Origin of the sequence: Rubrivirga sp. (assembly GCF_965213695.1) — a bacterium.
Classification (GTDB): Bacteria; Bacteroidota; Rhodothermia; order Rhodothermales; family Rubricoccaceae; genus Rubrivirga.
Window position 1 is genome coordinate 486373 of sequence record NZ_OZ243912.1, and the last position, 22362, is coordinate 508734.

The 22362-nt window shown below is 73.1% G+C and carries 14 protein-coding genes; 5 read left to right on the forward strand and 9 right to left on the reverse strand.

Translation table 11 applies throughout. The annotated features are described in order from the left end of the window. Positions 1 to 105: 105 nt before the first annotated feature. Complete coding sequence (locus ACOOHE_RS02160) at positions 106 to 2733, reverse strand: PAS domain S-box protein (protein WP_420456157.1); 2628 nt, start codon at positions 2731 to 2733, stop codon at positions 106 to 108. Between the two features lie 171 nt (positions 2734 to 2904). On the opposite strand from ACOOHE_RS02160, the gene ACOOHE_RS02165 reads away from it, so the two are divergent. Beyond that, complete coding sequence (locus ACOOHE_RS02165) at positions 2905 to 3777, forward strand: proline dehydrogenase family protein (RefSeq protein WP_420456158.1); 873 nt, start codon at positions 2905 to 2907, stop codon at positions 3775 to 3777. A 502-nt stretch (positions 3778 to 4279) separates the two neighbouring features. On the opposite strand, the gene ACOOHE_RS02170 is transcribed toward ACOOHE_RS02165, so the two are convergent. The 3 genes from ACOOHE_RS02170 to trxA form a co-directional block, all read right to left on the reverse strand. After that, a complete protein-coding gene (locus tag ACOOHE_RS02170; protein WP_420456159.1) occupies positions 4280 to 4771 on the reverse strand; it encodes a LysM peptidoglycan-binding domain-containing protein in 492 nt (163 codons plus the stop codon). 8 nt (positions 4772 to 4779) lie between these two features. Continuing rightward, positions 4780 to 5841: a thioredoxin-disulfide reductase gene (gene trxB / locus ACOOHE_RS02175; RefSeq protein WP_420456160.1), complete on the reverse strand. Its 1062-nt coding sequence runs from the start codon at positions 5839 to 5841 to the stop codon at positions 4780 to 4782. A gap of 71 nt (positions 5842 to 5912) precedes the next feature. Next, the gene (gene trxA / locus ACOOHE_RS02180; protein WP_420456161.1) at positions 5913 to 6248 is read right to left on the reverse strand and encodes a thioredoxin; all 336 of its coding nucleotides are present in this window, start codon (positions 6246 to 6248) and stop codon (positions 5913 to 5915) included. 291 nt (positions 6249 to 6539) lie between these two features. Between trxA and ACOOHE_RS02185 the strand changes: the two genes are divergently transcribed. Then, complete coding sequence (locus ACOOHE_RS02185) at positions 6540 to 8588, forward strand: ATP-binding protein (RefSeq protein ID WP_420456162.1); 2049 nt, start codon at positions 6540 to 6542, stop codon at positions 8586 to 8588. A 2-nt stretch (positions 8589 to 8590) separates the two neighbouring features. Next, the gene (locus ACOOHE_RS02190) at positions 8591 to 9811 is read left to right on the forward strand and encodes an ATP-binding protein (RefSeq protein ID WP_420456163.1); all 1221 of its coding nucleotides are present in this window, start codon (positions 8591 to 8593) and stop codon (positions 9809 to 9811) included. A 354-nt stretch (positions 9812 to 10165) separates the two neighbouring features. Here ACOOHE_RS02190 and purL read toward each other — a convergent pair whose 3' ends face one another. After that, a complete protein-coding gene (purL, locus tag ACOOHE_RS02195) occupies positions 10166 to 12511 on the reverse strand; it encodes a phosphoribosylformylglycinamidine synthase subunit PurL (protein ID WP_420456164.1) in 2346 nt (781 codons plus the stop codon). A gap of 326 nt (positions 12512 to 12837) precedes the next feature. On the opposite strand from purL, the gene ACOOHE_RS02200 reads away from it, so the two are divergent. Continuing rightward, positions 12838 to 13233: a DUF805 domain-containing protein gene (locus tag ACOOHE_RS02200; RefSeq protein ID WP_420456165.1), complete on the forward strand. Its 396-nt coding sequence runs from the start codon at positions 12838 to 12840 to the stop codon at positions 13231 to 13233. A 94-nt stretch (positions 13234 to 13327) separates the two neighbouring features. Here ACOOHE_RS02200 and ACOOHE_RS02205 read toward each other — a convergent pair whose 3' ends face one another. The 4 genes from ACOOHE_RS02205 to ACOOHE_RS02220 form a co-directional block, all read right to left on the reverse strand. Beyond that, complete coding sequence (locus tag ACOOHE_RS02205; RefSeq protein WP_420456166.1) at positions 13328 to 14506, reverse strand: glycosyltransferase family protein; 1179 nt, start codon at positions 14504 to 14506, stop codon at positions 13328 to 13330. Next, on the reverse strand, positions 14503 to 15360 hold the full coding sequence (locus ACOOHE_RS02210; protein ID WP_420456167.1) for a UDP-2,3-diacylglucosamine diphosphatase: 858 nt from the start codon (positions 15358 to 15360) through the stop codon (positions 14503 to 14505). The genes ACOOHE_RS02205 and ACOOHE_RS02210 overlap by 4 nt, the downstream gene beginning before the upstream one ends. A gap of 356 nt (positions 15361 to 15716) precedes the next feature. Then, complete coding sequence (locus ACOOHE_RS02215) at positions 15717 to 17450, reverse strand: T9SS type A sorting domain-containing protein (protein WP_420456168.1); 1734 nt, start codon at positions 17448 to 17450, stop codon at positions 15717 to 15719. Positions 17451 to 17506: 56 nt separating this feature from the next. After that, entirely contained in the window at positions 17507 to 20545 is a 3039-nt protein-coding gene (locus ACOOHE_RS02220; RefSeq protein ID WP_420456169.1) for a TonB-dependent receptor domain-containing protein, read from the reverse strand. Between the two features lie 535 nt (positions 20546 to 21080). Between ACOOHE_RS02220 and ACOOHE_RS02225 the strand changes: the two genes are divergently transcribed. Further along, positions 21081 to 22355 (forward strand): MFS transporter, encoded by a 1275-nt coding sequence (locus ACOOHE_RS02225; protein WP_420456170.1) that lies wholly within the window; start codon positions 21081 to 21083, stop codon positions 22353 to 22355. The last annotated feature ends 7 nt before the right edge of the window (positions 22356 to 22362 follow it).

Genomic DNA, 22362 nt, shown 5'->3' on the forward strand with positions numbered 1-22362 from the left:
CGGGATGCGGGTGGGTGCGGGGCGGATCGACGCGCGGAGAGCGGGTGCCCCGCTCCGGTTTGCCGCCAGCCCCGACCGCCGACACGTTCCGCGCTCTGGCTCCGATCAGACCCGCGTGTCCGGGAGCGCGGCCGGCGTCGCGGGCGCGGGGCGGTCGGGCGGGCGGCACACGTAGGAGCCGCCGCCGGGGGCGAGGCCGAGCGGGACCGGAGCGCCTCCGCCCGCCTGCTTCTCGAGGGCCACCGCGACGGTCGCCCGGAGGTCCGCGCGGGAGTAGGGCTTGGTGAGGTAGGCGTCGAACCCGGCGGCGAGGAACCGGTCGCGGTCGCCGGGCAGCCCGTACGCCGTGACGGCGATGAGCGGGAGCGCCGCGAACGTGGCCGAGGCCCGGATCTGGCGCATCACGTCCTCGCCCGAGAGCGAGAGGCCGAGGTGGATGTCGACGACGACGACGTCGGGCGGGTCGGCCTCGATCGCCGCGAGGGCCGTGTCGCCGTCGACGGCGACGGCCACCCGGAACGTGTCGTCGAGGGCGTGGACGGCGACCTCGCGGGCCTGCTCGTTGTCGTCGACGACCAGGACCAGGGGGCGGCCGTCGGGGACCTCGCGGGCGCCGTCGTCCGCGCCGACCGCGGGGAGCGTGACCGTGAACGCCGTCCCGACCCCCTTCTCGCTCTCGACCGTGATCGTCCCGCCCATCCGGTCGACGAGCTGGCGCGTCAGGGCCAGGCCGAGCCCGGCCCCCTCGTACTTCCGCCCGGACCCGCTCGACTCTTGCTCGAACTCGCCGAAGACGCGGGGCAGGAACGCCTCGTCGATCCCGATGCCCGTGTCGCGGACGACCAGCGACACGCGGTCGCCCCGCCCTACCGGCCCGACGCGGAGCGTCACGCGGCCTCGGTCGGTGAACTTGATGGCGTTGCCGACCAGGTTGTGGAGGACGCGCAGGAGCGCGGCCTCGTCGCCGGTCACCACGTGGTCGCCCGGGGCCACCTCGGCCACGACGGCGAGCCCGCGCTCGGCCGCCGCCGGCCCGAGCATCTGGGCCGTCTCCCGGGCCAGCGCGCCGACGTCGACCGGGCTCTGGGCCAGCCCGCCCCGGCCGGCCTCGATCCGGGCCAGGTCGAGGACCGAGTTGAGCGTGTCCATCAACCGGCGCCCGCTCCGCGAGATGAGGTCGACGAACTCGGCCTGCGTCTCGTCGATCACCTCCTCGGCGAGGACGTCCGAGAAGCCCAGGATGGCCGTGAGCGGCGTCCGGATCTCGTGGCTCATGTTGGCCAGGAACGTGCTCTTGAGCGCGGCGACCTCCTCGGCCTGGCGCTTCCCCTGGATCAGGACGGCCTGGGCCCGCTTCCGCTCGGTCGCGTCGCGCAGGTTGAGCACGAGCCCGCGCACGGCCGGGTCGTCGTAGAGCGCCGTCGCGGCGCCCTCGACGAACACGTCGTGGCCGTCGGCGTGGCGGAGCCGGAGCTCGACCTGGCCCGACGGGGCGCCCGCGTGGGCCCCGGCGAGGAACGCCTCGACCCCGGCCCGGTCGTCCGGGTGGACGAGGTCGGGGAGCGTCGTGCCGAGCAGGGCCTCGGCCGCGTGGCCCAACAGCGGCCCGACGGCCGGGCTGACGTAGGTGAACCGGTCGGCCCGGTCGGTCACCACGACGACGTCGGACGAGCGCTGGACGAGCGCCCGGAACCGGGCCTCGCTCCGGTGGAGCGCGACCCGGGCCTCGCGCTCGGCCGTGACGTCCTCGACGGCCCCCTCGTAGAACAGCGGCTGCCCGTCGGCGTTGAGCGCGACCCGGGCGTCGAGCCGGACGTGGCGGATGGCCCCGTCGGGCCGGCGCCACCGGGTCTCGAACCCGCGCACGAACCCGTCGCGCAGGATGAGCTCGCGGAAGCGGGCGCGGTCGTCCGGGTCGATGTAGAAGTCGGTCGCGTTGTAGGCCCGCGCGGCCTCGGGGCTCGGCGCCCCGATCAGGCGGGCGAGCGTGGCGTTGGCGAGGAGGATCTGCCCGTCCGACGTCGTCCGGTACATCCCGACGGGGATGTGGTCGAAGAGCGACCGGTAGCGCTGCTCCGAGGCCCGGAGCGCCGCGTCGAGCCGGGTGCTCTCGTCCTCGGCCTCGACGATCTGGTACCGCGTGTGGCGGGCGTAGAGGACGCCGCCCGCCGCCGACATCACGGACCCAGCCGTGACCATGAAGATCGCGTAGGTCGCCGCCTGGTCCGGCGTCGAGAACGGCTCGGGCGCCAGCCCCGCCGTGTCCATCCAGAACAGGACCATCGCCCCGACGATGCCGACCCCGGCGCTGACCGTCGCCAGCCGGGCCCCCGAGGTGAGCGCGCCCGCCAGCGGCGCCAGCATGACCAGGGCGAGCGCGGGGTCCCGGATGCCGAGGTCGACCGACGCCTGGAACACGGGCGTCAGGGCCAGCGAGAACGCCATGACCCACGCTGCCGGCTCGACCCGGCCGCCCCACCGGACCATCGCCAGCGCGCCCGCGATCACGACGACGGCCACCGCGACCTCCACCAAGGGGAGCAGCGGGACGTCGTTCGAGATCAGCGTCGCCGTCAGGATGGCGTGGGCCAGGAACCCGATCCAGCCCTCGACCACCACGATCCGGGCCTGCCGGAGCCCGCGCGCCCCGTCCGGCCGCCACGCCGGGTCGATCCACCGGTCGATCAGCCCGGCGACATCGGAGGACGGGAGGTGGGGGGAGGGAGGAACCATGGGGTGTCGTTTTGTAACAGGATAGCCCTGGTCTGCCCCTGGCGGGAGGAGTTCGGGGGGCCCAGGGCCCGGGGCAACTGCCGTTCCAGAACGGCCCCGACCGGCCAGGGACGGTCCCGAGCGGCGCTAGCTTCGGGCCCCCGATGGCCGGTACGCCCCGGGCCGCTCCCCATGACGCTCCCCTTCGCCCTGGCCCGACGCTTCGTCGCCGGCCGGACCCTCGACGACGCGCTCCCCGCGCTCGACCCGCTCCTCGACGACGGCCTGTTCGTCACGCTCGACCTGCTCGGCGAGCACGTCCACGAGCGGCCCCGGGCCCAGGCGTTCGCCCACGCTTACGGCGACTTGGTCGAGCGGCTCGCCGACTACCGCGACGCCCGGGGCGCCGCGCCCGAGGCCGTCGGCATCTCGATCAAGCTGTCCATGATCGGCCAGGTCATCGACCGCGGCTTGGCCGAGGCCAACCTCCGCGACCTGCTCGCGCGCGCGCGCGACGCCGACCTGTTCGTCCGGCTCGACATGGAGGGGTCGGAGATCACCCAGTCCACGCTCGACCTGTTCATGGCCGTCTACCCGGACTTCCCCGACCACGTGGGGCCCGTCCTCCAGGCGTACCTCCACCGGACGGCGGCCGACGTGGCGCGGGCGTGCGCGTTCGGCGCCCGCGTCCGCCTGTGCAAGGGGGCCTACAAGGAGCCCGCCTCGATCGCCTTCCAGGACATGCCGACCATCCGGTGGTACTACCGCCAGCACGCGACGCGGCTCCTGACCGAGGGCCGCTACCCCGGCCTCGCCACCCACGACGACGAGCTGATCGCGGCCGTCCAGCAGATCGCCGACGAGCGCGGCGTCTCGCGCGACGCCTTCGAGTTCCAGATGCTCTACGGGCTCCGGCCCGAGACCCAGCGCCAGCTCGTCCGCGACGGGTACCGGATGCGGGTCTACGTCCCCTACGGGACGGAGTGGGTCCCGTACTTCTCGCGCCGGCTCCGCGAGCGGAAGGAGAACGCCTTCTTCGTGCTCAAGGCCCTCGTCAAGGGGTAGCGGCGGACGGGCTGGGGGCAGGCCATCGCGTACTCCGCTGCCTCCCGGGTTTGTCATCCTGACCGCGAAGCAAGCCTGCCCCCGCGCAGGCGGGGGGCGCAGCCAACCCAGTGAAGGATCTCGGCGCCGACGGTGGAGGCCATCGGAGCCGGCGCGGCAGGTCTTGGAGTCCGAGGTGAGAAGGCCTTCGCATTCGCTCAGGATGACACGGTAGGGCGACCGCATGCTAGCCTCAGACCCCCCGCTTTCCGGCCGGTCGCTGCGCTCCCAGGCTCAGAAAGCTGTCCCCCTCGGCGAGGGGGACCGTCTGAGCGCCCGCTGAGCGGAGCGATGGGCGCTCGGACGGGGGGTCCGGGCCGGAGATCCGTAGCGTGCGCTCGCCCTGGACGACACGGTAGGCGAGGGTGCGATAGCCCCGGTGTGGGAGGGGCCAACGCCGACGAACACTCCCGGGCCTGGCATTGCCCAGACCGGGCGCTCTGGACTCCGCGGACCGCAGCGTCTACCGGACGCGGAGCCGCTGGCCGACCCGGATGCCCGTCTCCGTCCGGTCGTTGAGGCGCTGGATCGCGTCGACCGTCGTGCCGTAGCGGCGGGCGAGCGAGAACAGCGTGTCGCCGCGCTCGACGGTGTGGTACAGCGGCCCGGCGTCGGACGGGCGGACAGGCTCGGCCGGACGAGCCGGTCGGTCCGGTGGCCGGGTGTCGATGCGGGTGGCCGGCCCCGCCGTGTCGCCGCCGAGCCCCCGAAGCGTGCGGACGCCCGGGACGGCGCGCGCCACGTCGGCCGCAATCGGTTCGAGGAGCGGTGGCACGTCGCCCAAGACGTCGACGGAGCCGTCGCGGGCGGCGACCGTCACGTCGAGCGCCCGCGTCCGCGCGTCGTCGACGAGGGCGAGGCGGACCGCCGTGGCCAGGCGGAGGTCGTCGAGCCGGGCGGCGACCTGGGCGCTGGCGGCTGGCGCCAGCAGGGCGAGAAGGAGGGCGAGGCGCACGGCGGTGGCTACTGCTCCGACTCGGCGACGGGCTCACGTGTCTCCGAGTCCTCGGCTGGGGCCGCGTGGTACTCGGTCTCCGTCCGCGTCTCGTCGATCACGTCCTGCTCGGCCAGCCACCGCTCGGCGTCGATGGCCGCCATGCAGCCGGTGCCGGCCGCCGTGACGGCCTGGCGGTAGACGTGGTCCTGGGCGTCGCCGCAGACGAAGACGCCTGGGACGTCGGTGTGGGTCGAGTCGGCGTGGGTCTGGACGTAGCCGGCCTCGTCCATCGCGAGCCAGCCCCGGAAGATCTCGGTGTTTGGCTTGTGGCCGATGGCGACGAAGAAGCCGGTCACCGGCAGCTCGCGCGCCGCGCCCGTCTCGACGTCCTCCAGCACGACGCCCGAGACAGCGTCCTCCCCCCGGATGTCGGTCACGACCGTGCTCCAGTGGACGCGGACCTTGGGGTGGCCGAGCACCCGGTCCTGCATGATCTTCGACGCCCGGAACTCGTCGCGCCGGTGGACCAGGTGGACCGTCGAGGCGAACCGGGTCAGGAAGAGGGCCTCCTCCATCGCCGTGTCGCCGCCGCCGACGATGGCGATCTCCTCGTCGCGGAAGAACGCCCCGTCGCACGTCGCGCACGCCGAGACGCCGCGGCCGAGCAGCCGCCGCTCGTTCTCCAACCCGAGGTACTTCGCGCTCGCCCCGGTCGCCCCGATCACGGCGTCGGCCAGGACCGGCGTCGCCTCGTCGACGACGAGCCGGTGCGGCGAGCCCGAGAGGTCGACGTGGGTGACCGTCCCCCAGCGGAGCTCGGCGCCGAACCGGACGGCCTGGCGCTCGAAGTCCTGCATGAGCTCGGGCCCCATCACGCCGTCCGGGTAGCCGGGGAAGTTCTCGACGTCGGTCGTCGTCGTGAGCTGGCCGCCGGGGGCCGGGCCCTGGACCACGAGCGGGGCCAGGCCGGCGCGCGCGCCGTAGAGGGCGGCCGTGAACCCGGCCGGCCCGGTCCCGACGATGACGAGGGGACGGTGCTCGGCGGCGTCCCAGTCGAGGCCGTCGGGGAGGGGGAGTGGAGCGGTCATGGGCAGAGAGTCCAAACGAGCGGGGGCGCCACGGACCGCGGCGCCCCCGGGGGTCGAGTCGAGCGGGGGGGCTACGCGGCCTGCGCGGCGAGGGTGTCGAGCTTCTCGGCGAGCACCTTCTTCGGCACCACGCCGACCATCTGGTCGACGGGCCGGCCGCCCTTGAAGAACAGGAGCGACGGGATCGAGCGGATCCCGTACTTCTGCGCCGTCATCGGGTTGTTGTCGACGTCGAGCTTGACCACCTTGGCCTTCCCGTCGTACTCGGAGGCGATCTCCTCGATGGTCGGGGCGATCGTGCGGCACGGGCCGCACCAGGTGGCCCAAAAGTCGACCAGGACGGGCTGGTCGCTGTTGAGGACCTCGGTTTCGAAGTTGGCGTCGGTGCCGGTGATGTAGGCGGACATAAGTGTGGGGAGAGTCGGTCTGGGGGAGGGATACGGTCCGGAGGCCCCGGGGTTCGGCCCCCTCAGACGGGCGGGGCGTGGGCGTCCTTACCCGTCGGCGCGGCCCCAAAGCTACGGGCCCGCTGGCGGCGCGCGAGCGACCACGGGCGGGAGACCGGGGACGGGAGACCGGGGACGGTCCTCCGTCCTCGGTCCTCGGTCCCGGAGGCCACCACGGCGCCGGGCGCAACGCGGGGTCGGGGTATAGAGTCCTCGGCCCCGACCGATACCGGGTCCAGACTCCGTACTCCCGTGCCCCTCTCGTTCCCGTCGGCCCTCCGGTTCGTCTTGCTCGTCTGCCTGTGCGCGGTGGGCGAGGCGGCGCGGGCGCAGGCCCCCACCCCCTCGCTGAGCTCGCTCAGCTCGCTCCGGGCCGACAGCGACGGGGACGGCGTGCCGGACCGGGTCGGCGAGCCCGTGCTGGTGGCCGGGCGGGTCGTGGCCGGCACCGGCGTCCTCCGCTCCGACGTCAACGAGGTCTACATCCAGGACGGGACCGGCGGGCTCCGGCTGGTCCTGCCCCCGACGGCCAGCGCGGTCCTGACCGGCGACAGCGTCCGGGTCGCGGGCCCGGTCGGGTTCCGCCACGGGATGATCGAGATCGTGGGCCCGGAGGTCCAGGCCGTCGAGGGCCCGGCACGCGACGTCGAGCCGACCCCGCTCGACTGGATCAAGCGGCCGGGCGGAGGCAGCGGGCCCGACATCGAGAGCCACGAGGGCGAGTTGGTCCAGGTCGAGGGCCGCGTCTTGGAGCTCGACGAGCAGCCGGGTGGGCGGTCCATGCTCCTCCTGAGCGGGACCGACCTGGTCCAGGCCTACGTCTACACGCGGCGGCCGGCTCCGGTCCGGTTCGACGGGGTCCAGGTGGGCGACTACGTCCGCGTCCGGGGGATCGCCTCCCAGTACGACCCGGTCGCCCCGTACACCGGCTCGTACGTCGTCTACCCCCTGGTCGAGGGCGACGTCCGGAAGGCTGGGCTCTCGCCGACCGAGTACCGCTACGGCGTGATCGGCGCGGTGGGGCTGCTGCTGCTGGCGTTGCTGTGGGGCGGCCTGCTCCGGCGCCAGGTCCGGCGGCGGTCCGAGGCCCTCCGGGCCTCGGAGGTCCGCTACGGCCACCTGTTCAACGCCGCCGCCGACCCCGTCGTGGTCATCGACGTCGCGCTCGGCGGCGAGCTCGTCGAGGCCAACCGGGCGGCCCAGCGGGCGTTCGGCGTCGACATCAACGGCGACCGGCCCGACGGCCGGCCCGTCCGGCTGTCCGAGCTGGCCGACGAGGACGACGCCGTCGCCCACCTCGCCGAGGCCGACCAGCGCGGGGCCGCCGCGGGCGTCTTGGAGCTGGCCCACCCCGATGGGACCCGCGTGCCCTACGAGATCGTGACGCGCCAGCTCCACGGGGGGCGGACGTTCGTGTCGGTCGCCCGGAACGTGACCGAGCGCCGGACCTACGAGCACGGCCTGCTCACGGCCATCTCGGCGGCCGAGAACGCGCGCGAGAAGGCCGAGGAGGCCGCCCGCCTCAAGTCCTCGATCCTGGCCAACATGAGCCACGAGATCCGGACGCCGCTCACGGCCATCCTGGGCTTCGCCGACATCCTGCGCGAGGAGGTCTCGGAGGACCTCTTCGAGTACGCCGACACGATCCGCTCGGGCGGCCAGCGCCTGCTCGACACGCTCAACGACCTCCTCGACTTTGCCCGGCTCGACGCCGAGCGCGCCGTGCTCGTGCCCGAGCCGATCGACGTGGCGGCCGTCGTCCGCGAGTCGGTCGCGCTGCTGGCGCCCCTGGCTCAGCGGAAGGGGCTCGGGCTCCACCTCCAGTCGTCGGCGTCGGTCGTCCGCGGGGTCCACTCGCCGGCCTCGCTGGGCCGCGTCGTGACGAACCTGGTCGGCAACGCGATCAAGTTCACCGAGCGGGGCGAGGTCCGGGTCTCGCTCCACGCCGAGGCCTCGTTCTTCGCCCTCCGCGTCCAGGACACCGGCGTCGGCATCTCGGAGGCGTTCCTGCCCGACCTGTTCGAGGCGTTCAAGCAGGAGTCCGACGGCCACGGCCGGGACTTCGAAGGGACCGGGCTCGGGCTGGCCATCACCAAGCGGCTGACGGAGCTGATGGGCGGCGAGATCCGCGTGTGGAGCCGGAAGGGCGAGGGGACCCTGTTCGAGGTGGCCCTCCCGCTGGAGGCGCCGGTCCCGGACGTGCCCGACGAGCCCGAGATCCCCCACGTCCCCGCCCCGCCCGCCCTCGCCGAGCCCCAGCCGGCCCCGCTGTTCGCTCCCGCCGTCGGCGTCCCCGCCTGACCATGACCGCCTCCGGCCTCCTGTTCTCCGTCTCGCTCACCGTCGGCCTCGCGGTCGGCGCGGGCGTCGTCGTGGGGCTGGCCGCGGGCGCCCTCGTCGCCGGCGCGGTCTGGACCCGGTGCCGCCGTCGCCACGACGCGCTCGAAGCGTCGGAGGCGCGTCAGCGCCGCCTGCTCGACCACGCCGCCGACATCGTCCTGGTCCACGCCCTCGACGGCGCCGACCTCTGGCTGAACCGGGCCGGGCAGGCCGCGTTGGGCGTCGCCGGCACCCCGGCGCTCTCGCTCGTGGACACCGTCGCCGTGGAGGACCGGGCCACGGTCCGGGCCCACCTCGCGGCGCTCGCCGAGACCGGCCGGGCTCGGTCCGACGTCCGCGTGGGCGGGCCGAGCGGCGAGCGCGTCCTGCTGGACTTGGCGTCCCAAGTCGTCGAGGTCGAGAGCGAACGGCGCGTCGTCTCGGTGGGCCGCGACGTGGGCGCGGAGCGGGCCGAGCAGGCGGCCCTCGCCGAGGCCCGTGACCAAGCCCAGGAGGGCGCCCGGGTCCGCAGCCAGTTTTTGGCGTCGATGAGCCACGAGATCCGGACGCCGCTGACGTCGGTCGTCGGGTTCGCCGAGATCCTGCGCGACGAGGTGGCCGAGCCCCAGCGCGGGTTGGTCGACGCCATCGCGGCCGGGGGCGAGCGGCTGCTGGCCACGCTCGACTCGGTCCTGGACCTGGCCACGCTCGACGCCCGCCGCGAGACGCTCCGGCCCGAGGCGCTCGACGTGGTCGCCGAGGTCGAGGCGGCCCTCGACCGGGCCCGGCCTGCCGCCGACGCCCGGGGGATCGCCCTCGACGTCTCGTCGGTCGGCCCCGAACTCCGGGCCCGGCTCGACGCCGACGCGCTCGGCCGCGTCCTGGCCCACGTCGTCGGCAACGCCGTCCGGTTCACCGAGGCCGGCGGGGTCACCGTCGAGGTCGACGCCGACGCCCACGCCGTCTCGCTCCGCGTGATCGACACGGGCATCGGGATCCCCGAGGCCGCCCTGCCGACGCTGTTCGACGGGTTCGAGTCGCCGGGCCAGGGGTTCGGGCTGGCCATCTCGCAGCAGCTCGTCCACCTCATGGGCGGCACGATCGCCGTCGAGAGCCGCTGGCGGGCCGGCACCGCCGTGACCGTCGTGCTCCCGCGCGGTGAGGCCGGGCCAGTCGAGGCAGAGGTGGCCGAGGCCGTGGCGTAGGGCTGGTGCGCCGACAGGTCAGGAAGGCCGCTTGCTCACGGGCTGAAACTCGAGCCTGTGGCCACACTCGTACTCGGCGACGCAGGCGTTGTCAATCTTGCGCGGAGGGTGTTCCATGAGGGGAGGCCAGGGGGGCGGACTACCGCGATCTCCCCCCTCTGTCATCCTGAGCGGCGCGAAGGATCTCAGCACGAGTCATCAAGTCCGTCGGCGTCGCTCCCTAGGGGCTCGGCGTCCGCGCTGAGACCCCTTCGGCTTCGCTCAGGGCATGCCTTCGCGTTCGCCCAGGATGACACGGTTGGGTGGTCATGAGGTGAACGCCGGGGTTGCGAACGTCTCGGAGGACCAGCGGACCTACACCGCCGCGACGGCCTCGCCCATCGCTTGGGGGATCGCCGTCTCGTACGGCTGGCGGAGCGCCTCGACGGCCACGCTCAGGGCCTCTTCGTCGCCGACCGAGATCGTCAGGCGGTCGCCGCCGACCGTGCCCAGCGCCGTCACGCGCGCGCCGTGGTCGCGCGCCAGGGCCTCGACCTCGGCCACGTGCTCCGGCGCCACGCTCAGCACGACGCGGCTCTGGGCCTCGCCGAACAGCACGGCGTCGAGCCGGGCGTCGGTGGCCGGGAGCGCGAGCACGGCGCCGAGGCCGCCGTGGATGCCGCTCTCGGCGAGCGCGACCGCGAGCCCGCCGTCGGCGCTGTCGTGGGCGCTCGTCACGAGGCCGGCGCGGATGGCTGCCAGCACGGTGGCCTGGACCGCTTTTTCCTCGTCCAGGTCGAGGTGCGGCGCGTCGCCGGCCGTCCGACCGTGGGCGGACGCGAGGTACTCGCTGCCCTCGATGCCGCCCGTGTGCCACCAGCCGGCGGGCGAGACCAGCAGGACCGCGTCGTCCTCTTTCTGGAACGCGGCCGTCGTCGTGTCGCGGTCGACGTCTTCGACCAGCCCGACCATCCCAATCGTCGGCGTGGGGAAGACGGCGCCGTCGGGGCTCTCGTTGTAGAAGCTCACGTTGCCGCCGGTCACCGGCGTCCCGAGGGCCCGGCAGGCGTCGCCCATCCCGCCGACGGCCTCGGTAAACTGCCAGTAGACCTCGGGCTTGTAGGGGTTGCCGAAGTTGAGGCAGTTCGTGACGGCCAGGGGCTCGCCGCCGGCGCAAGCCACGTTCCGGGCCGCCTCGGCGACGGCGATCTGGGCGCCGCGCCGCGGGTTGAGGTAGACGTAGCGGCCGTTGCAGTCGGTCGCCATCGCGAGCCCGCGCTCGCCGCCGACCGCGCCGCCGTCCGACACGCTGGCGGTCCCCTTGAGGCGGACGACCGCGGCGTCGGTCGGGCCCGGCCCAGCGACCGTGTTCGTGCGGACCTCGTGGTCGTACTGCTCGAACACCCACCGCTTCGACGCGAGGTTGGGCGCGCCCATCAACCGGACGAGGGCGTCGCCGGCGGTCTCGGCCGTGAGGTCCGGGACGTCGGACGGGTCGAACGCGAGCGTCTCGTCGAGGTACGCCGGCCGGGCCGTCTCGCGGTGGTAGACCGGCGCCCCGCCGCCGAGCACCAGCGACTCGGCCGGGACGTCCGCGACGAGGTCGCCGTGCCAGAACACGCGGACGCGCTCGGTGTCGGTCACCTCGCCGATCTGGACGGCGTGGAGGTCCCACTTGTCGAAGACGGCCTCGACCTCGGCCTCGCGCCCTTTCTCGACCACGACCAGCATCCGCTCCTGGCTCTCGCTCAGCAGGATCTCGTAGGGCGTCATGCCAGTCTCGCGCTGGGGCGTCCGTTCGAGCTGGAGGTCCATCCCGACGGCCCCCTTCTCGCTCATCTCCGACGACGAGCACGTGATCCCGGCCGCGCCCATGTCCTGCATCCCGACGACGGCGCCGGTGCGGATCGCCTCGAGCGACGCCTCCAACAGCAGCTTCTCCGTGAACGGGTCGCCCACCTGGACGTTCGGCCGCTTGGCGTCGGAGTCCTCGGAGATCTCCTCCGAGGCGAACGTGGCCCCGTGGATCCCGTCGCGCCCGGTGTCGCTGCCGACGATGAACACGGGGTTGCCGACGCCGGCCGCCGTCGCGCTCACCGTCTCGCCGACCTTGACGATCCCGACCGACATCGCGTTGACGAGTGGGTTGCCCTCGTAGGCCGGGTCGAACACGACCTCGCCGCCGACCGTCGGCACGCCGAACGAGTTGCCGTAGCCGCCGATCCCGCGGACGACGCCGTCGAACAGGAACCGCACGCGCGGAGTCTCCAGGCTCCCGAACCGCAAGCTGTTGAGGCTGGCGATGGGCCGGGCGCCCATCGTGAAGATGTCCCGCTGGATCCCGCCGACGCCGGTCGCCGCGCCCTGGACCGGCTCGACGGCCGACGGGTGGTTGTGGCTCTCGATCTTGAACGCGCACGCCAGCCCCCCGCCAATGTCGACGAGCCCCGCGTTCTCGTCGCCGGCCGCCGCGAGCAGCCGGTCGCCGTCGCGGGGCAGCGTCTTCAAGAGCGCGATGGAGTTCTTGTACGAGCAGTGCTCGCTCCACATGACCGAGTACACACCGAGCTCGGCGTAGGTCGGCGTTCGGCCCAAGATCTCCTGGACCCGGGCGTACTCGTCGTCGGTCAGCCCGTGCTCTGTCGCGAGCTCGGGCGTGACCTCGGGGTCATGAGGGAGCGGCTGGGGCGTCCCCGCGGGCGGGGGGGTCGGCGTCGGCATCGGGCGGGGCGGGGGCGGGCTCGGAAGGTACCGGCGGGGCCCGCCGACCGGGTGGCGGAGGGGCGGCCATGCTTGACGGGCGCATGCTAAACCCGGACTCCCCGCTTTCCGGTCGGTCGCTGCGCTCCCAGACTCGGAAAGCTGTCCCCCTTCAAGGGGGACCGTCTGAGCGCCCGCTGAGCGGAGCGATGGGCGCTCGGACGGGGGGTCCGGGCCGGAGGCCATTAGCATGCGCTCGCCCTGGGCGGCCATGCTTGACGGGCGCACGCTTTTCCGTATTTCTGTAGGTGGCCCCGGCTATCTCCCTCTCACCCACCTTTGCCGCCATGGACTGGTACCTCGACATCCTCCGCCACCACTACGCCGACTTCGACGGCCGCGCCCGCCGCAAGGAGTACTGGATGTTCGTTCTCGTCAACCTCGGGATCTACATCGCCATCGCGGTGGTCGCGGGCGTCCTCAGTTCGATCTGGGAGCCGCTCGGCTGGATCGCCGGGCTGGCCTACGTCGCGTTCGCGCTGGGCGTGATGGTCCCGAGCATCGCCGTCGGCGTGCGCCGGCTCCACGACACCGGCAAGACGGGCTGGCTGATGCTGCTCGGGATGATCCCGCTCGCCAACCTCGTTCTGCTCTACTTCATGATCGTCGAGGGCGACCCCGGCCCCAACGAGTACGGCCCGGACCCCAAGGAGGTCGGCGCGCTCGCGGGTGACCTGTACTGACCGGCGCCGGTCCGTGTCCTCGGAGGCACCTCCCGTGGGCCGAGGTCGCGTGCGGACCGTCGGTGCATGCACCGACGCTACGTCCGAGGGGCGGTCACGTCTGGGGGGCGCCGGGGCGGGACGGGCGGACGGTGAGGCCGGCGACGTCGGTCTGGCCGTCGCCGGCCCCGTCGCCGTGGAGGGGGGCGATCCCGGCGGCCCCCTCGATGGCGCCGACGGCGCGGCCCTCGGCCCGGGCCACCCACGCGCGGAACGGGCCGGGGTCGGGCGCGGGCCCGCCGTCGAGCCGGGCCAGGAGCGGGTCGAGGTCGAGCGTGTCTGAGCGGACGCCCGCACCAGCGGCTTCGGCGTCGACGGCGTTGCAGCGCTGCTCGTAGTGGCCCGGCGTCGGGACCATGAGCGCCGGTGTGCCGAGCCACATGGCCTCGGAGACGGTCTCGAAGCCGGCCGTGCAGACGACGCCGCGCGCGGCGGCCATCCGCTCCAGAAAGGCCTGGCCGCTCAGCCCGTGGAACGTCAGCGCCGGGCTGTGGGCGTGGGGCTCGACGGTCGCGAAGGCGTGGACCCGGACGCCCGGGTTCCGGTCGCTCCACGCCGCCAGCGGACGGGCCATCGCCGGCTCCATGAGGTAGACCAGGATCGACCCATCGCACGGGACGTCGGCCAGGTCGAACAGCGCGTCGCGCAGCAGCGGCGGCACCACGCGGACGCCCGGCCGGTCGGGCGCGTCGTAGAACGACAAGGCCAGGCGGCGGGCGGCGCCGGCCCCGGCGAGCGCGGTGTACACCTTCATCGCGGCCCGCTGGAGCGGCTGGCCCGGCAGCAGCGGGTAGCCCGGCTGCTCGGCCATGAACTGGTGGCCGACGGCGACGACGGGCACGTCGGTCACGCGCAGGACCGTGTGGAGCCCCATCAGCCCCTCGTAGAAGTTGACGACGACGTCGGGTTCGAGCCGGTCGAGCGCGCCGCCGATCCGGTCGAGGCTGGGCCTGAGGCGGCGGGCCTGCACCAGGGCCGAGAGCGCCGTCGCGACCGGGCGGATCCGGCCCCCGGCGCCGGCCACGAACCCGGGGCTCTCGACCGTCTCGACGCGCGCGCCGAGGTCGCGGCGGAAAAAGTCGGGGACGTCGCCCCACCGGCTCGTCCCGGCGACGGCGCCGACGACCTGGTGGCCGCGGCGCCGGAGCATCGAGGCCAGGGCCAAGGCCTGCGTGAGGTGGCCGCGCCCCTCGCCCTGGACCGCGAACAGGACGCGGAGCGGGGTCTGGGTCATCGGCCCAGCGGGGTGAGCCGCAGGCCGAGACCGGCCGCCTCAGCGCTGAGCGCCAGGCGCGGCGCGAGCGCGGCCACCCCGTCGCCGCGCGGCTCGGCCACGGGCCCGAGCGCGCCCGTCCACCGGACGATCTCCAACCGGCCGTCCCAATGCTCAACGAGCGCCGTGCAGTTCTCGACCCAGTCGCCGCAGTTGGCATAGAGAATGGGCCCGCCCTCGGTCTCGATCGTGCGGACCTCGGGTCGGTGGATGTGGCCGCACACGACGCCGTCGACGCCGCGCTCGGCGGCGAGGGCCGCGACGGCCTCCTCGAACCGGTCGACGTACTGGAGCGCCCGCTTCGTCCGGTCCTTGAGCGCCGCCGCGAGCGACCAGTACGGGACCCCCATCCGCTCGCGCACCGCCGCGACGACCGTGTTGAGCGCCAGCGACAACTCGTACGCTCGGGCGCCGACTCGGCTCAGCCACGGGGCCAACCGGACGACGCCGTCGAACTCGTCGCCGTGGAGCACCAGCAGGCGACGGCCGTCGGCCGTCACGTGCGTCCACTCGCGCTGGACCAGGATGCCCCCGAACGTGAGCCCAGCGAACTGGCGCGCCGCGCCGTCGTGGTTGCCGGGCACGTAGACCATCTCGGCCCCCTTCCGCACCTCGCGGAGCAGCTTCTGCACCACGTCGTTGTGGGCCTGCGTCCACTGCCACGACCGCGCCAGCGCCCACCCATCGACGACGTCGCCGACGAGCACCCACCGCTCGGCCTGGTGGTGGCGGACGAAGTCGAGCACGCGCTCGGCCTGGCAGCCGCGCATGCCGAGGTGGAGGTCGGACAGGAAGATCGTCCGGTAGGTCGTCATCGGGGCATCCGGGGGGAGGATGCCTCGAAGGTGCCCCACGGGGCTCTACGCCGGATAACCCCTCTGCGACCGGACGGTTACGCTTGCGTAGCGCCCAGGCCGGTTCCGGTTCGGGGGTAGGGGCACGCCGGTGGCGTGCCCTCGTCCCATCGCGGTCGCCACGGGCACGCCACCGGCGTGCCCTACGTCCGACAGCGCGCGAGGCCCGGACCTGGTGATCCGCCGTCCGTTCCCGCGTTCCGGCGTCCCATCGCCAGCGACCCGTCCCCAACGAACGAGCGCCGGCCCCCTCCCACAGAGGGCCGGCGCTCTGGCTCAGACGCGGCGAGTGACGGGCCGCCGCGACCGAGATGGGGTCAGCGGACGACGCTGAGCTGGCGCGTGACCGCCCCGGACTCGCCCTCGAACCGGAGCACGTAGACCCCGGCCGGGAGCGTCGAGGTCGCCAGCGTGGCCGAGCCCTCGCCCGACGGGAACGTGCCCTCGACGGCCGAGACCTCGCGGCCGAGCACGTCGTAGAGCGCCAGCCGGGCCCGCTGGGCGCGGTCGAGCGTGAACCGGACCGTCGCGTCGCCCGCCGTCGGGTTCGGGCCGACCGTGAGGGCAAACGCGGCCGAGGGGCTGACCTCGGCCGGCGTAGCAAAGGGCGAGAGGTAGCCCATCTGGTCGAGGGCCGTCCACCGCTCGATCCAGGCCGGCGTCGGGGCCGGGGCGAAGGCGCCGAGGTAGTCGACCTCGTCGAAAAAGTCGTCGTCCAAGCCGAAGAGCGAGAAGTCGGCGCCGGAGGCGGCGTTGGCGTTCTCGGCCGGGCGCGGGTCGAGCACGCCGTCCTGGTCGCGGGCGTCGTCGAACACGCTCGCGCTCTCGTCGCCGGGGCCGTCGACCACGTTGATGAGGCCGGGCGAGAAGAACCGGTTCCGGTCCCCGATGGCCGTCTCGAGCGCCGTGTTGTCGCGGCGGACGATGTCCGACACGTCGGTGCCGGTGCTGAAGTCGAAGAAGATGTTGTTCCGGATGTCGAGCTCGCCGTCGAAAAAGTTCTGCTCCGTGCTCGTCGTCCGGTCCGTCTGGTTCTCGGCGAGCGGTTCGAGGTCGATCCCGCCGCGGTCGGTCTGGAATTGGGTCAGGATCGAGTTGTAGATGAACCCGCCCGTGTTGTCGCGGAGCGCGAACGTCGGGCCGCCGGCGTCGGAGCCGCCGGGGTCGCTGCCCAGGCCGGACCCGACGCACGTCAGGTTCGAGACGACCGGGCTCGACATCGGGGCCGCCGTGAACGGGCTCGCCGAGCCGTCGCCCTCGATGCACCGGCCGACGTCGCCGGACTCGTCCTTGAGCGAGAACACGAACTGGAGGTTGCCGGTGTAGCCGGTGTCCCAGTCGAGGTCGTCGTCGCCGCTGAACGCGCCGACGAGGTACTTCCCGTTGACGGTCCCACCGAAGAACTCGAACGAGTCGTCCGAGTTGGCGAACACCTCGACGTACTCCAGCGTCGTGCCGCGGCCGACGCCGCCGAGCGTGAGCCCGTTGATCTCGGCGTCGGCGGTGAGCGTGAAGCCAGCGTGGCGGATCGAGACGTAGCGGAGCGTGCCCGAGTTGTCCTCGTCGTCGACCGGGAAGCCCGCGCCGGGGCCGTAGGTCGTTCGGGGGCCGGCGTCGATGCCCTCGATGGTCCGCTCGCCGCGGTTGTTGGTCGCGTTGCCCAAGATTACGACGCCGCCCCACAGGCCGCGCTGGGACTCGTTCGTGTCGAAGGCGTCGGTCACGTCGTCGGCCTCGGCGGTGAAGATGATCGGGGCGTCGGCCGTGCCGGTCGCGTTGATCATCCCCCCGCGCTGGACGACGAGCACGCTCGCGGTGCCGGTGCCGGCCGTCGGGTTCTGGCGGCCCTTGAGGACCGTGCCGGCCGGGATGTTGAGGACGGCGCCGTTGTCGACGTAGACCTCTCCGTCGATGAGGTAGACCTCGTTGGCGCTGAGCGTGGTGGTGCCGGTCAGGACGCCCGAGAGCGTCTGGGTCGGCGTCTGTGCCGCGGCGGGCACGGCGACGGCGAGTCCGAGGAGGACCGCTTTGAGGGTAGCGATGGGACGCATGGGGGGGAAGGGATGTGGGGGGAGAGAGGGAGACGGGGCCGGGCCCCGCCGCCGGGTTAGAGCCCCGTCGGGGACGACGGGCTGGGGACGGCGGGCGCGGCCGGCGACCCACCGCCGAAGCGGGGGCTGAAGCTGAGCCCGACCGAGAACGAGGTGCCGCGGGCGTACGACTGATAGACGGCGTCGCCGCCACCGATGGCCGCCAGCGTCGACGACGGGAAGTCGTAGACCTCGCGGTGGCCCTGGCCGAAGAGGTTCTTGACGGACACCTTCAGCTTGAACTGGTCGAACACACGCCGGCTCGCGATGAAGTCGAGCTGGGGGCTCGGGTCCTCGAACACGTCCGGCACGCCGACGCGCGAGAGCCGCCGGCCGAACACGTTGAGATAGAGGCCGGCGTTCGTGTCCGCCCCGTCGTACGACACGTCGACGTTGACGAGGTACGGGCTCTGGCCCTGGAGCGCGCGCGTGTCGTCGGCGTCGGGGTTGATGAACCGGCGCTCGGCCAGCTCCGCGTCGGCGATCGTGATGCGGGACCGGGTCACGGTCACGTTCCCACCGACCGAGAAGTCCCTCACGAACCGGCTCGCGAAGGCACCCCCGAGGGCGCCGAGCTGCTGGCGGACCTCGACCTCAGCCCCGAAGAGCGTCGCCTCGTCGACGTTCTCGAATCGGTTGACGTTGTTCTCGATGTCGACGATGACCCGCTCGATGGGCCGGTCGAGGTACTTGTAGTACCCGCTCACGGCGACGATCGAGCCCGGCGCGTTGAACCACTCGTAGCGGAGGTCGAGGTTCGTGATGAGCGTCCGGTCCAGGGCCGGGTTGCCGACGAGCGGGCCGTCGGTCGCGAAGTCGAACGACTGGAACGGGGCGATCTCGCGGAACGTCGGCCGGGCCAGCGTCCGGGTCGCGGCGGCCCGGAGGTTCATCCGCTCGGACAGCGCGTAGACCACGTTCAACGACGGCAGCACGTCCACCTCGTCGATCCCGCCAGTCAGCGCGTCGTCGTCCGTGACGACGGGCTCGCCCGTGGCGAGGTCGACCGTGCCGATGGAGAGGTCGGTCTGCTCGACGCGGGCCCCGGCGATCACGCGGAGCGGCCCGAGCGGGAGCTCGACCATGCCGTAGCCGGCGACCACGTCGAGCGTCCCGTCGTACTGGTTAAACGGCTGGGTGTTGTCGACGAGCCGGTTCCCGATGACGTAGGTCGAGCGCCGTTGGGGGTCGCGCGGGTTCGGGGGCGTGACCCGGACGACGCCCGAGTTCTCCGGGCTGAACAGGGCGTCGACGCCGGCCGCGTCCTCGCTCTCGAGCGACAGGCCCTCGGAGAACACCTCGAACCGGCGCTCGCGGAACTCGCGGCCCGTCGTCTCATAGAGCCCGCCGACCTTGATCTGGAGTGGGAGCGTCCGCGGGGGCACCGTCAGGTCGAGCGCGAGCCCACCCAGGTCCTCCGTCGACTCGCGGAAAAAGTGCAGCGTGTTGCTCAGCGACGCGCCGCCGACGACGAGCTGGTCGCCGAGGTCGGCGTTGGCGAAAAAGCGGAGGTCGGGCTCGTCGAGCCGCGTCGTGGCCGCGTTCGCCCGCCACTCGGCCGTCAGGCCAGCGAGGGCCGGGACCTGGTGGCGCCCGCGGAGCTGGGCCGAGGCCAGCTCGCGCTCGGTGTGCCCGATCACCCGGTCGGTCACCGTGATCTCGTCGCCGACGCCGCCGATCGGGATCGGCGCGAGCCCGGAGATCACGCGGGCCTCGCTCTCGGCGCTCCGCGAGAACAGCGTGTTCAGGCCGATCTCGTTCCGGTCGCCGAGCCGGTAGGCCACGTTCGCGATCCCGCCCAGGTTGGACGAGACCGTCGACCGCTGGTCGCGGCGGCGCTGGCGGAGCCGGGGGGCCCCGTCCGGCCCGGCCGTGTCGTACCGGCCGACGACGCCCTCGTCGTACGACCCGACGCCCCGGTCGAGCGTGCCGCCGAGGATGAACCCGAGGTCGTTGCCCAGGAACGACACGCGGTTGCCGATGGACGCGGCCAGGCTCACGTTCGGGTCGGCCGAGCTCGTGCCGGGCGCCGCGGTGCGGGCCGAGAAGAAGTCGACGAGGGCCTCGTTCTCGGCAATCGTTGCCAGCCGGGCCTGCCCCTCGGGCGAGTCGGCGTTGAACACCTCCGAGTTGGAGACGGTCGGGAACGGGACGTCGCCCTGGAGCGCGGCCGGGAGGTCGAGCGCGTCGGCGGTCCCGACGTACGAGATGCCGGCGGCCCGGTCGACCAGGATGTCGTCGCCGGGGACGACCTGGGTCGAGAGCCCGGTCGAGGCCGAGAGCGACGCCGTGAACTCGAGCGGGAACGACCGCGTGTTGATGTCGACGAGCCCGCCCGAGAAGCTGCCGGGCTTGTCCGGCGTGAAGGTCTTCAGCGTGACGATGTTCTCGAGGAAGTCGCTCGGGAACAGGTCGAACTGGACGGCCCGGCGGTCGGGGTCGGCCGTCGGCAGCGTGGACCCGTTGAGCTGGGTGTTGGCGTAGCGGTCGCCGAGTCCGCGGACGTAGACGTAGCGCCCGCCTTGGACGCTCGCGCCCGTCACGCGCTCCATGGCGTCGCCCGCGTCCGAGGCCCCGCTCTGCGAGATGGTCTCGGCCGAGATCGCGTCCGACACCTGGGCCGCCTTCGCGCGGACGCGCAAAAGCCCGACCTCGCTGTTCGTCGCGATGATCTCCTCGGCCGTCACGACGACCTCTTCGAGCTGCTCGCCGGCCGTCAGCGTGATGTTGATCGTCTGGGTCTGGCCCGCGGCGACCGTCACGTCCTCCACCGTCTGCGAGCCGTACCCGATAAACGAGTAACGGACGGTGTACGAGCCCGGCTCCAGGCCGGCGACCTCGTAGTTGCCGTCGATGTCGGTGGCGTCGCCGGTCCCGGTCTCGACGACGAGCACGCTGGCGCCGGGGAGGCCACCGCCGAAGTCGCCGTCGACGACGGTGCCGGAGAGGGTCCCGGTCTGGGCCGCGACCAGGCCCGGCAGGAGGAGAACGACGAGGGCGGCGAGACGTCGCGCCGGCCCGAGATCCCGCAGCACGCGGGGCGTCTTGAACGACATGGGGAGGGGGGTGTGGGAGTCTCGGCGGAGCCGAGCGAATCGAGAGTGGAGAGAGGCCGTGGGGGACCTCCGCGCCCGTCACCTCCCACACTAGCGGGCCAGGGTTACGTCGGGTTTACCCGCCCGTTACCGCACCGTTACCGGCCCCCGATTCCGATGAAGGGCCGCGGAATCCGGGCGGTGAGCGGGGAGGCGCGAGCAGTGAGACGACTCCCGCTGGCGCAGGGGGCGGATGGAGCCCTCCGCCTCAGGACGGTCGACACAGACGAGCCCCCCAGACCTGCTCATCCTGAGCGCCGGTGAGGCGCCTGCCCCCGCGCGGGGAAGCTCGACGCCGACTCTCCGAGCTGTAGGGAACGGTGCCGAAGAGCTTGGGCATCGTGCTGAGATCCTTCGCTGACGCTCAGGATGACAACGAGGGGGCGATAGACCTGACCCCCCCAAGTGCCGAAGGGACGGGCCTCCGCCTCACCGCTCACGCCTCACCGCTCGCGCCCTGAACCTTTCCCCCCGCCGCGCCGTCTCCCAACCCCTGTTGCAACAAGCGCCTCTGCCGACCTCCCCGCTCCGCACCACGGCGACCCTGTTCGCCCTCTGGCTCCTGGTCTTCACGTCGGCCAGCCAGACCATCATCGTCACGCCGATCCTGCCGCTGATCGGCGAGGAGCTGGGCGTGGGGACGGGGCCGCTGGGGCTGCTGGTCTCCGTCTACTCGTGGGTGCTCGCGTTCGCGGCGCTCGTGATGGGCCCGATCTCGGACCGGATCGGCCGGCGCCGCGTGCTCATCGCCGGCTCGGGCGCGCTCGTGGTGGCGCTGGCGCTCCACGGGCTGGCCGACTCGTTCGACGTCCTGCTCGGGATGCGCGTGCTGGCCGGCGCCGGCGGCGGGATCCTGTCGGGCGCCGCCGTGAGCTACGTCGGCGACGCCTTCCCGTACGAGCGGCGCGGGTGGGCCACGGGCTGGGTCATGAGCGGCGTCCCGTTCGGGCTTGTCCTCGGGATCCCCTTGGGCCGGGCGCTAGCCGTCGCCTTTGGGTTCCGGATGCCGTTCGTCGCGTTCGCCGGCGTGATGGCCGTCGCGTTCGTCCTCATCCTGACCGTCGTCCCCCAGCCCGACGTCCGGCTGTCCGACGAGCGGCCGACGGTCTGGGGCTCGCTCCGCCAGTACGGCGCGCTGCTGGTCGGGCCCGGCGGGACGGGGGCCGCGACGGCCACCTACTTCCTGATGTACCTCGGCCTGGGGCTCCTGATCGTCTACCTCCCCCAATGGCTGACGAACCAGTTCGCGCTCGAGGTCACCCTGTTCGGCCGTCCGCTCGAGGTGTTCGGGTTGCCGCTCGACCTCATCGCGACGCTGTTTTTGGTGGGCGGCGTCGTGAGCGTGATCGTGAGCCCGCGCGCCGGGACGTTCTCGGACGTCGTCGGGCGGAAGCCGCTGATCCTGGCCTCGTGCCTGGGGCTGGCCGTCGTGACGGCGGCGTTGCCCTACGTCGTGACCGAGCGGTGGGTGGCCTACCCGCTCTACGTCGCCATCATGGGCCTGTTCTCGCTGCGGATGGCCCCGCTCCAGGCGCTCCTGACGGCGCTCGTGCCGGGCCGCCAGCGCGGCGCGTTCCTGTCGCTGACGATCGCCGTCGGCCAGATCGGGACGGGCGTTGGGGCCGCGCTCGGCGGTGTGCTTTACACAGGGGTCGGGTACGCCGCGAACACGGCGGCCTCGGCGGCGGTCATCCTGCTGATGGCGGGGCTCGTCTGGCTCTGGCTCCCCGAGCCGACCGCCCAGGCGGTGGACGCCGTGGTGGAGGGGTGAGGATGGA

What these genes read in the sequence shown, in the direction of transcription:
- ACOOHE_RS02220 (WP_420456169.1), bottom strand. Translation starts at nt 20,545, where the DNA reads ATGTCGTTCAAGACGCCCCGCGTGCTGCGGGATCTCGGGCCGGCGCGA.
- ACOOHE_RS02160 (WP_420456157.1), bottom strand. Translation starts at nt 2,733, where the DNA reads ATGGTTCCTCCCTCCCCCCACCTCCCGTCCTCCGATGTCGCCGGGCTG.
- ACOOHE_RS02210 (WP_420456167.1), bottom strand. Translation starts at nt 15,360, where the DNA reads ATGACGACCTACCGGACGATCTTCCTGTCCGACCTCCACCTCGGCATG.
- ACOOHE_RS02190 (WP_420456163.1), top strand. Translation starts at nt 8,591, where the DNA reads ATGACCGCCTCCGGCCTCCTGTTCTCCGTCTCGCTCACCGTCGGCCTC.
- trxB (WP_420456160.1), bottom strand. Translation starts at nt 5,841, where the DNA reads ATGACCGCTCCACTCCCCCTCCCCGACGGCCTCGACTGGGACGCCGCC.
- ACOOHE_RS02215 (WP_420456168.1), bottom strand. Translation starts at nt 17,450, where the DNA reads ATGCGTCCCATCGCTACCCTCAAAGCGGTCCTCCTCGGACTCGCCGTC.
- trxA (WP_420456161.1), bottom strand. Translation starts at nt 6,248, where the DNA reads ATGTCCGCCTACATCACCGGCACCGACGCCAACTTCGAAACCGAGGTC.
- ACOOHE_RS02165 (WP_420456158.1), top strand. Translation starts at nt 2,905, where the DNA reads ATGACGCTCCCCTTCGCCCTGGCCCGACGCTTCGTCGCCGGCCGGACC.
- purL (WP_420456164.1), bottom strand. Translation starts at nt 12,511, where the DNA reads ATGCCGACGCCGACCCCCCCGCCCGCGGGGACGCCCCAGCCGCTCCCT.
- ACOOHE_RS02200 (WP_420456165.1), top strand. Translation starts at nt 12,838, where the DNA reads ATGGACTGGTACCTCGACATCCTCCGCCACCACTACGCCGACTTCGAC.
- ACOOHE_RS02205 (WP_420456166.1), bottom strand. Translation starts at nt 14,506, where the DNA reads ATGACCCAGACCCCGCTCCGCGTCCTGTTCGCGGTCCAGGGCGAGGGG.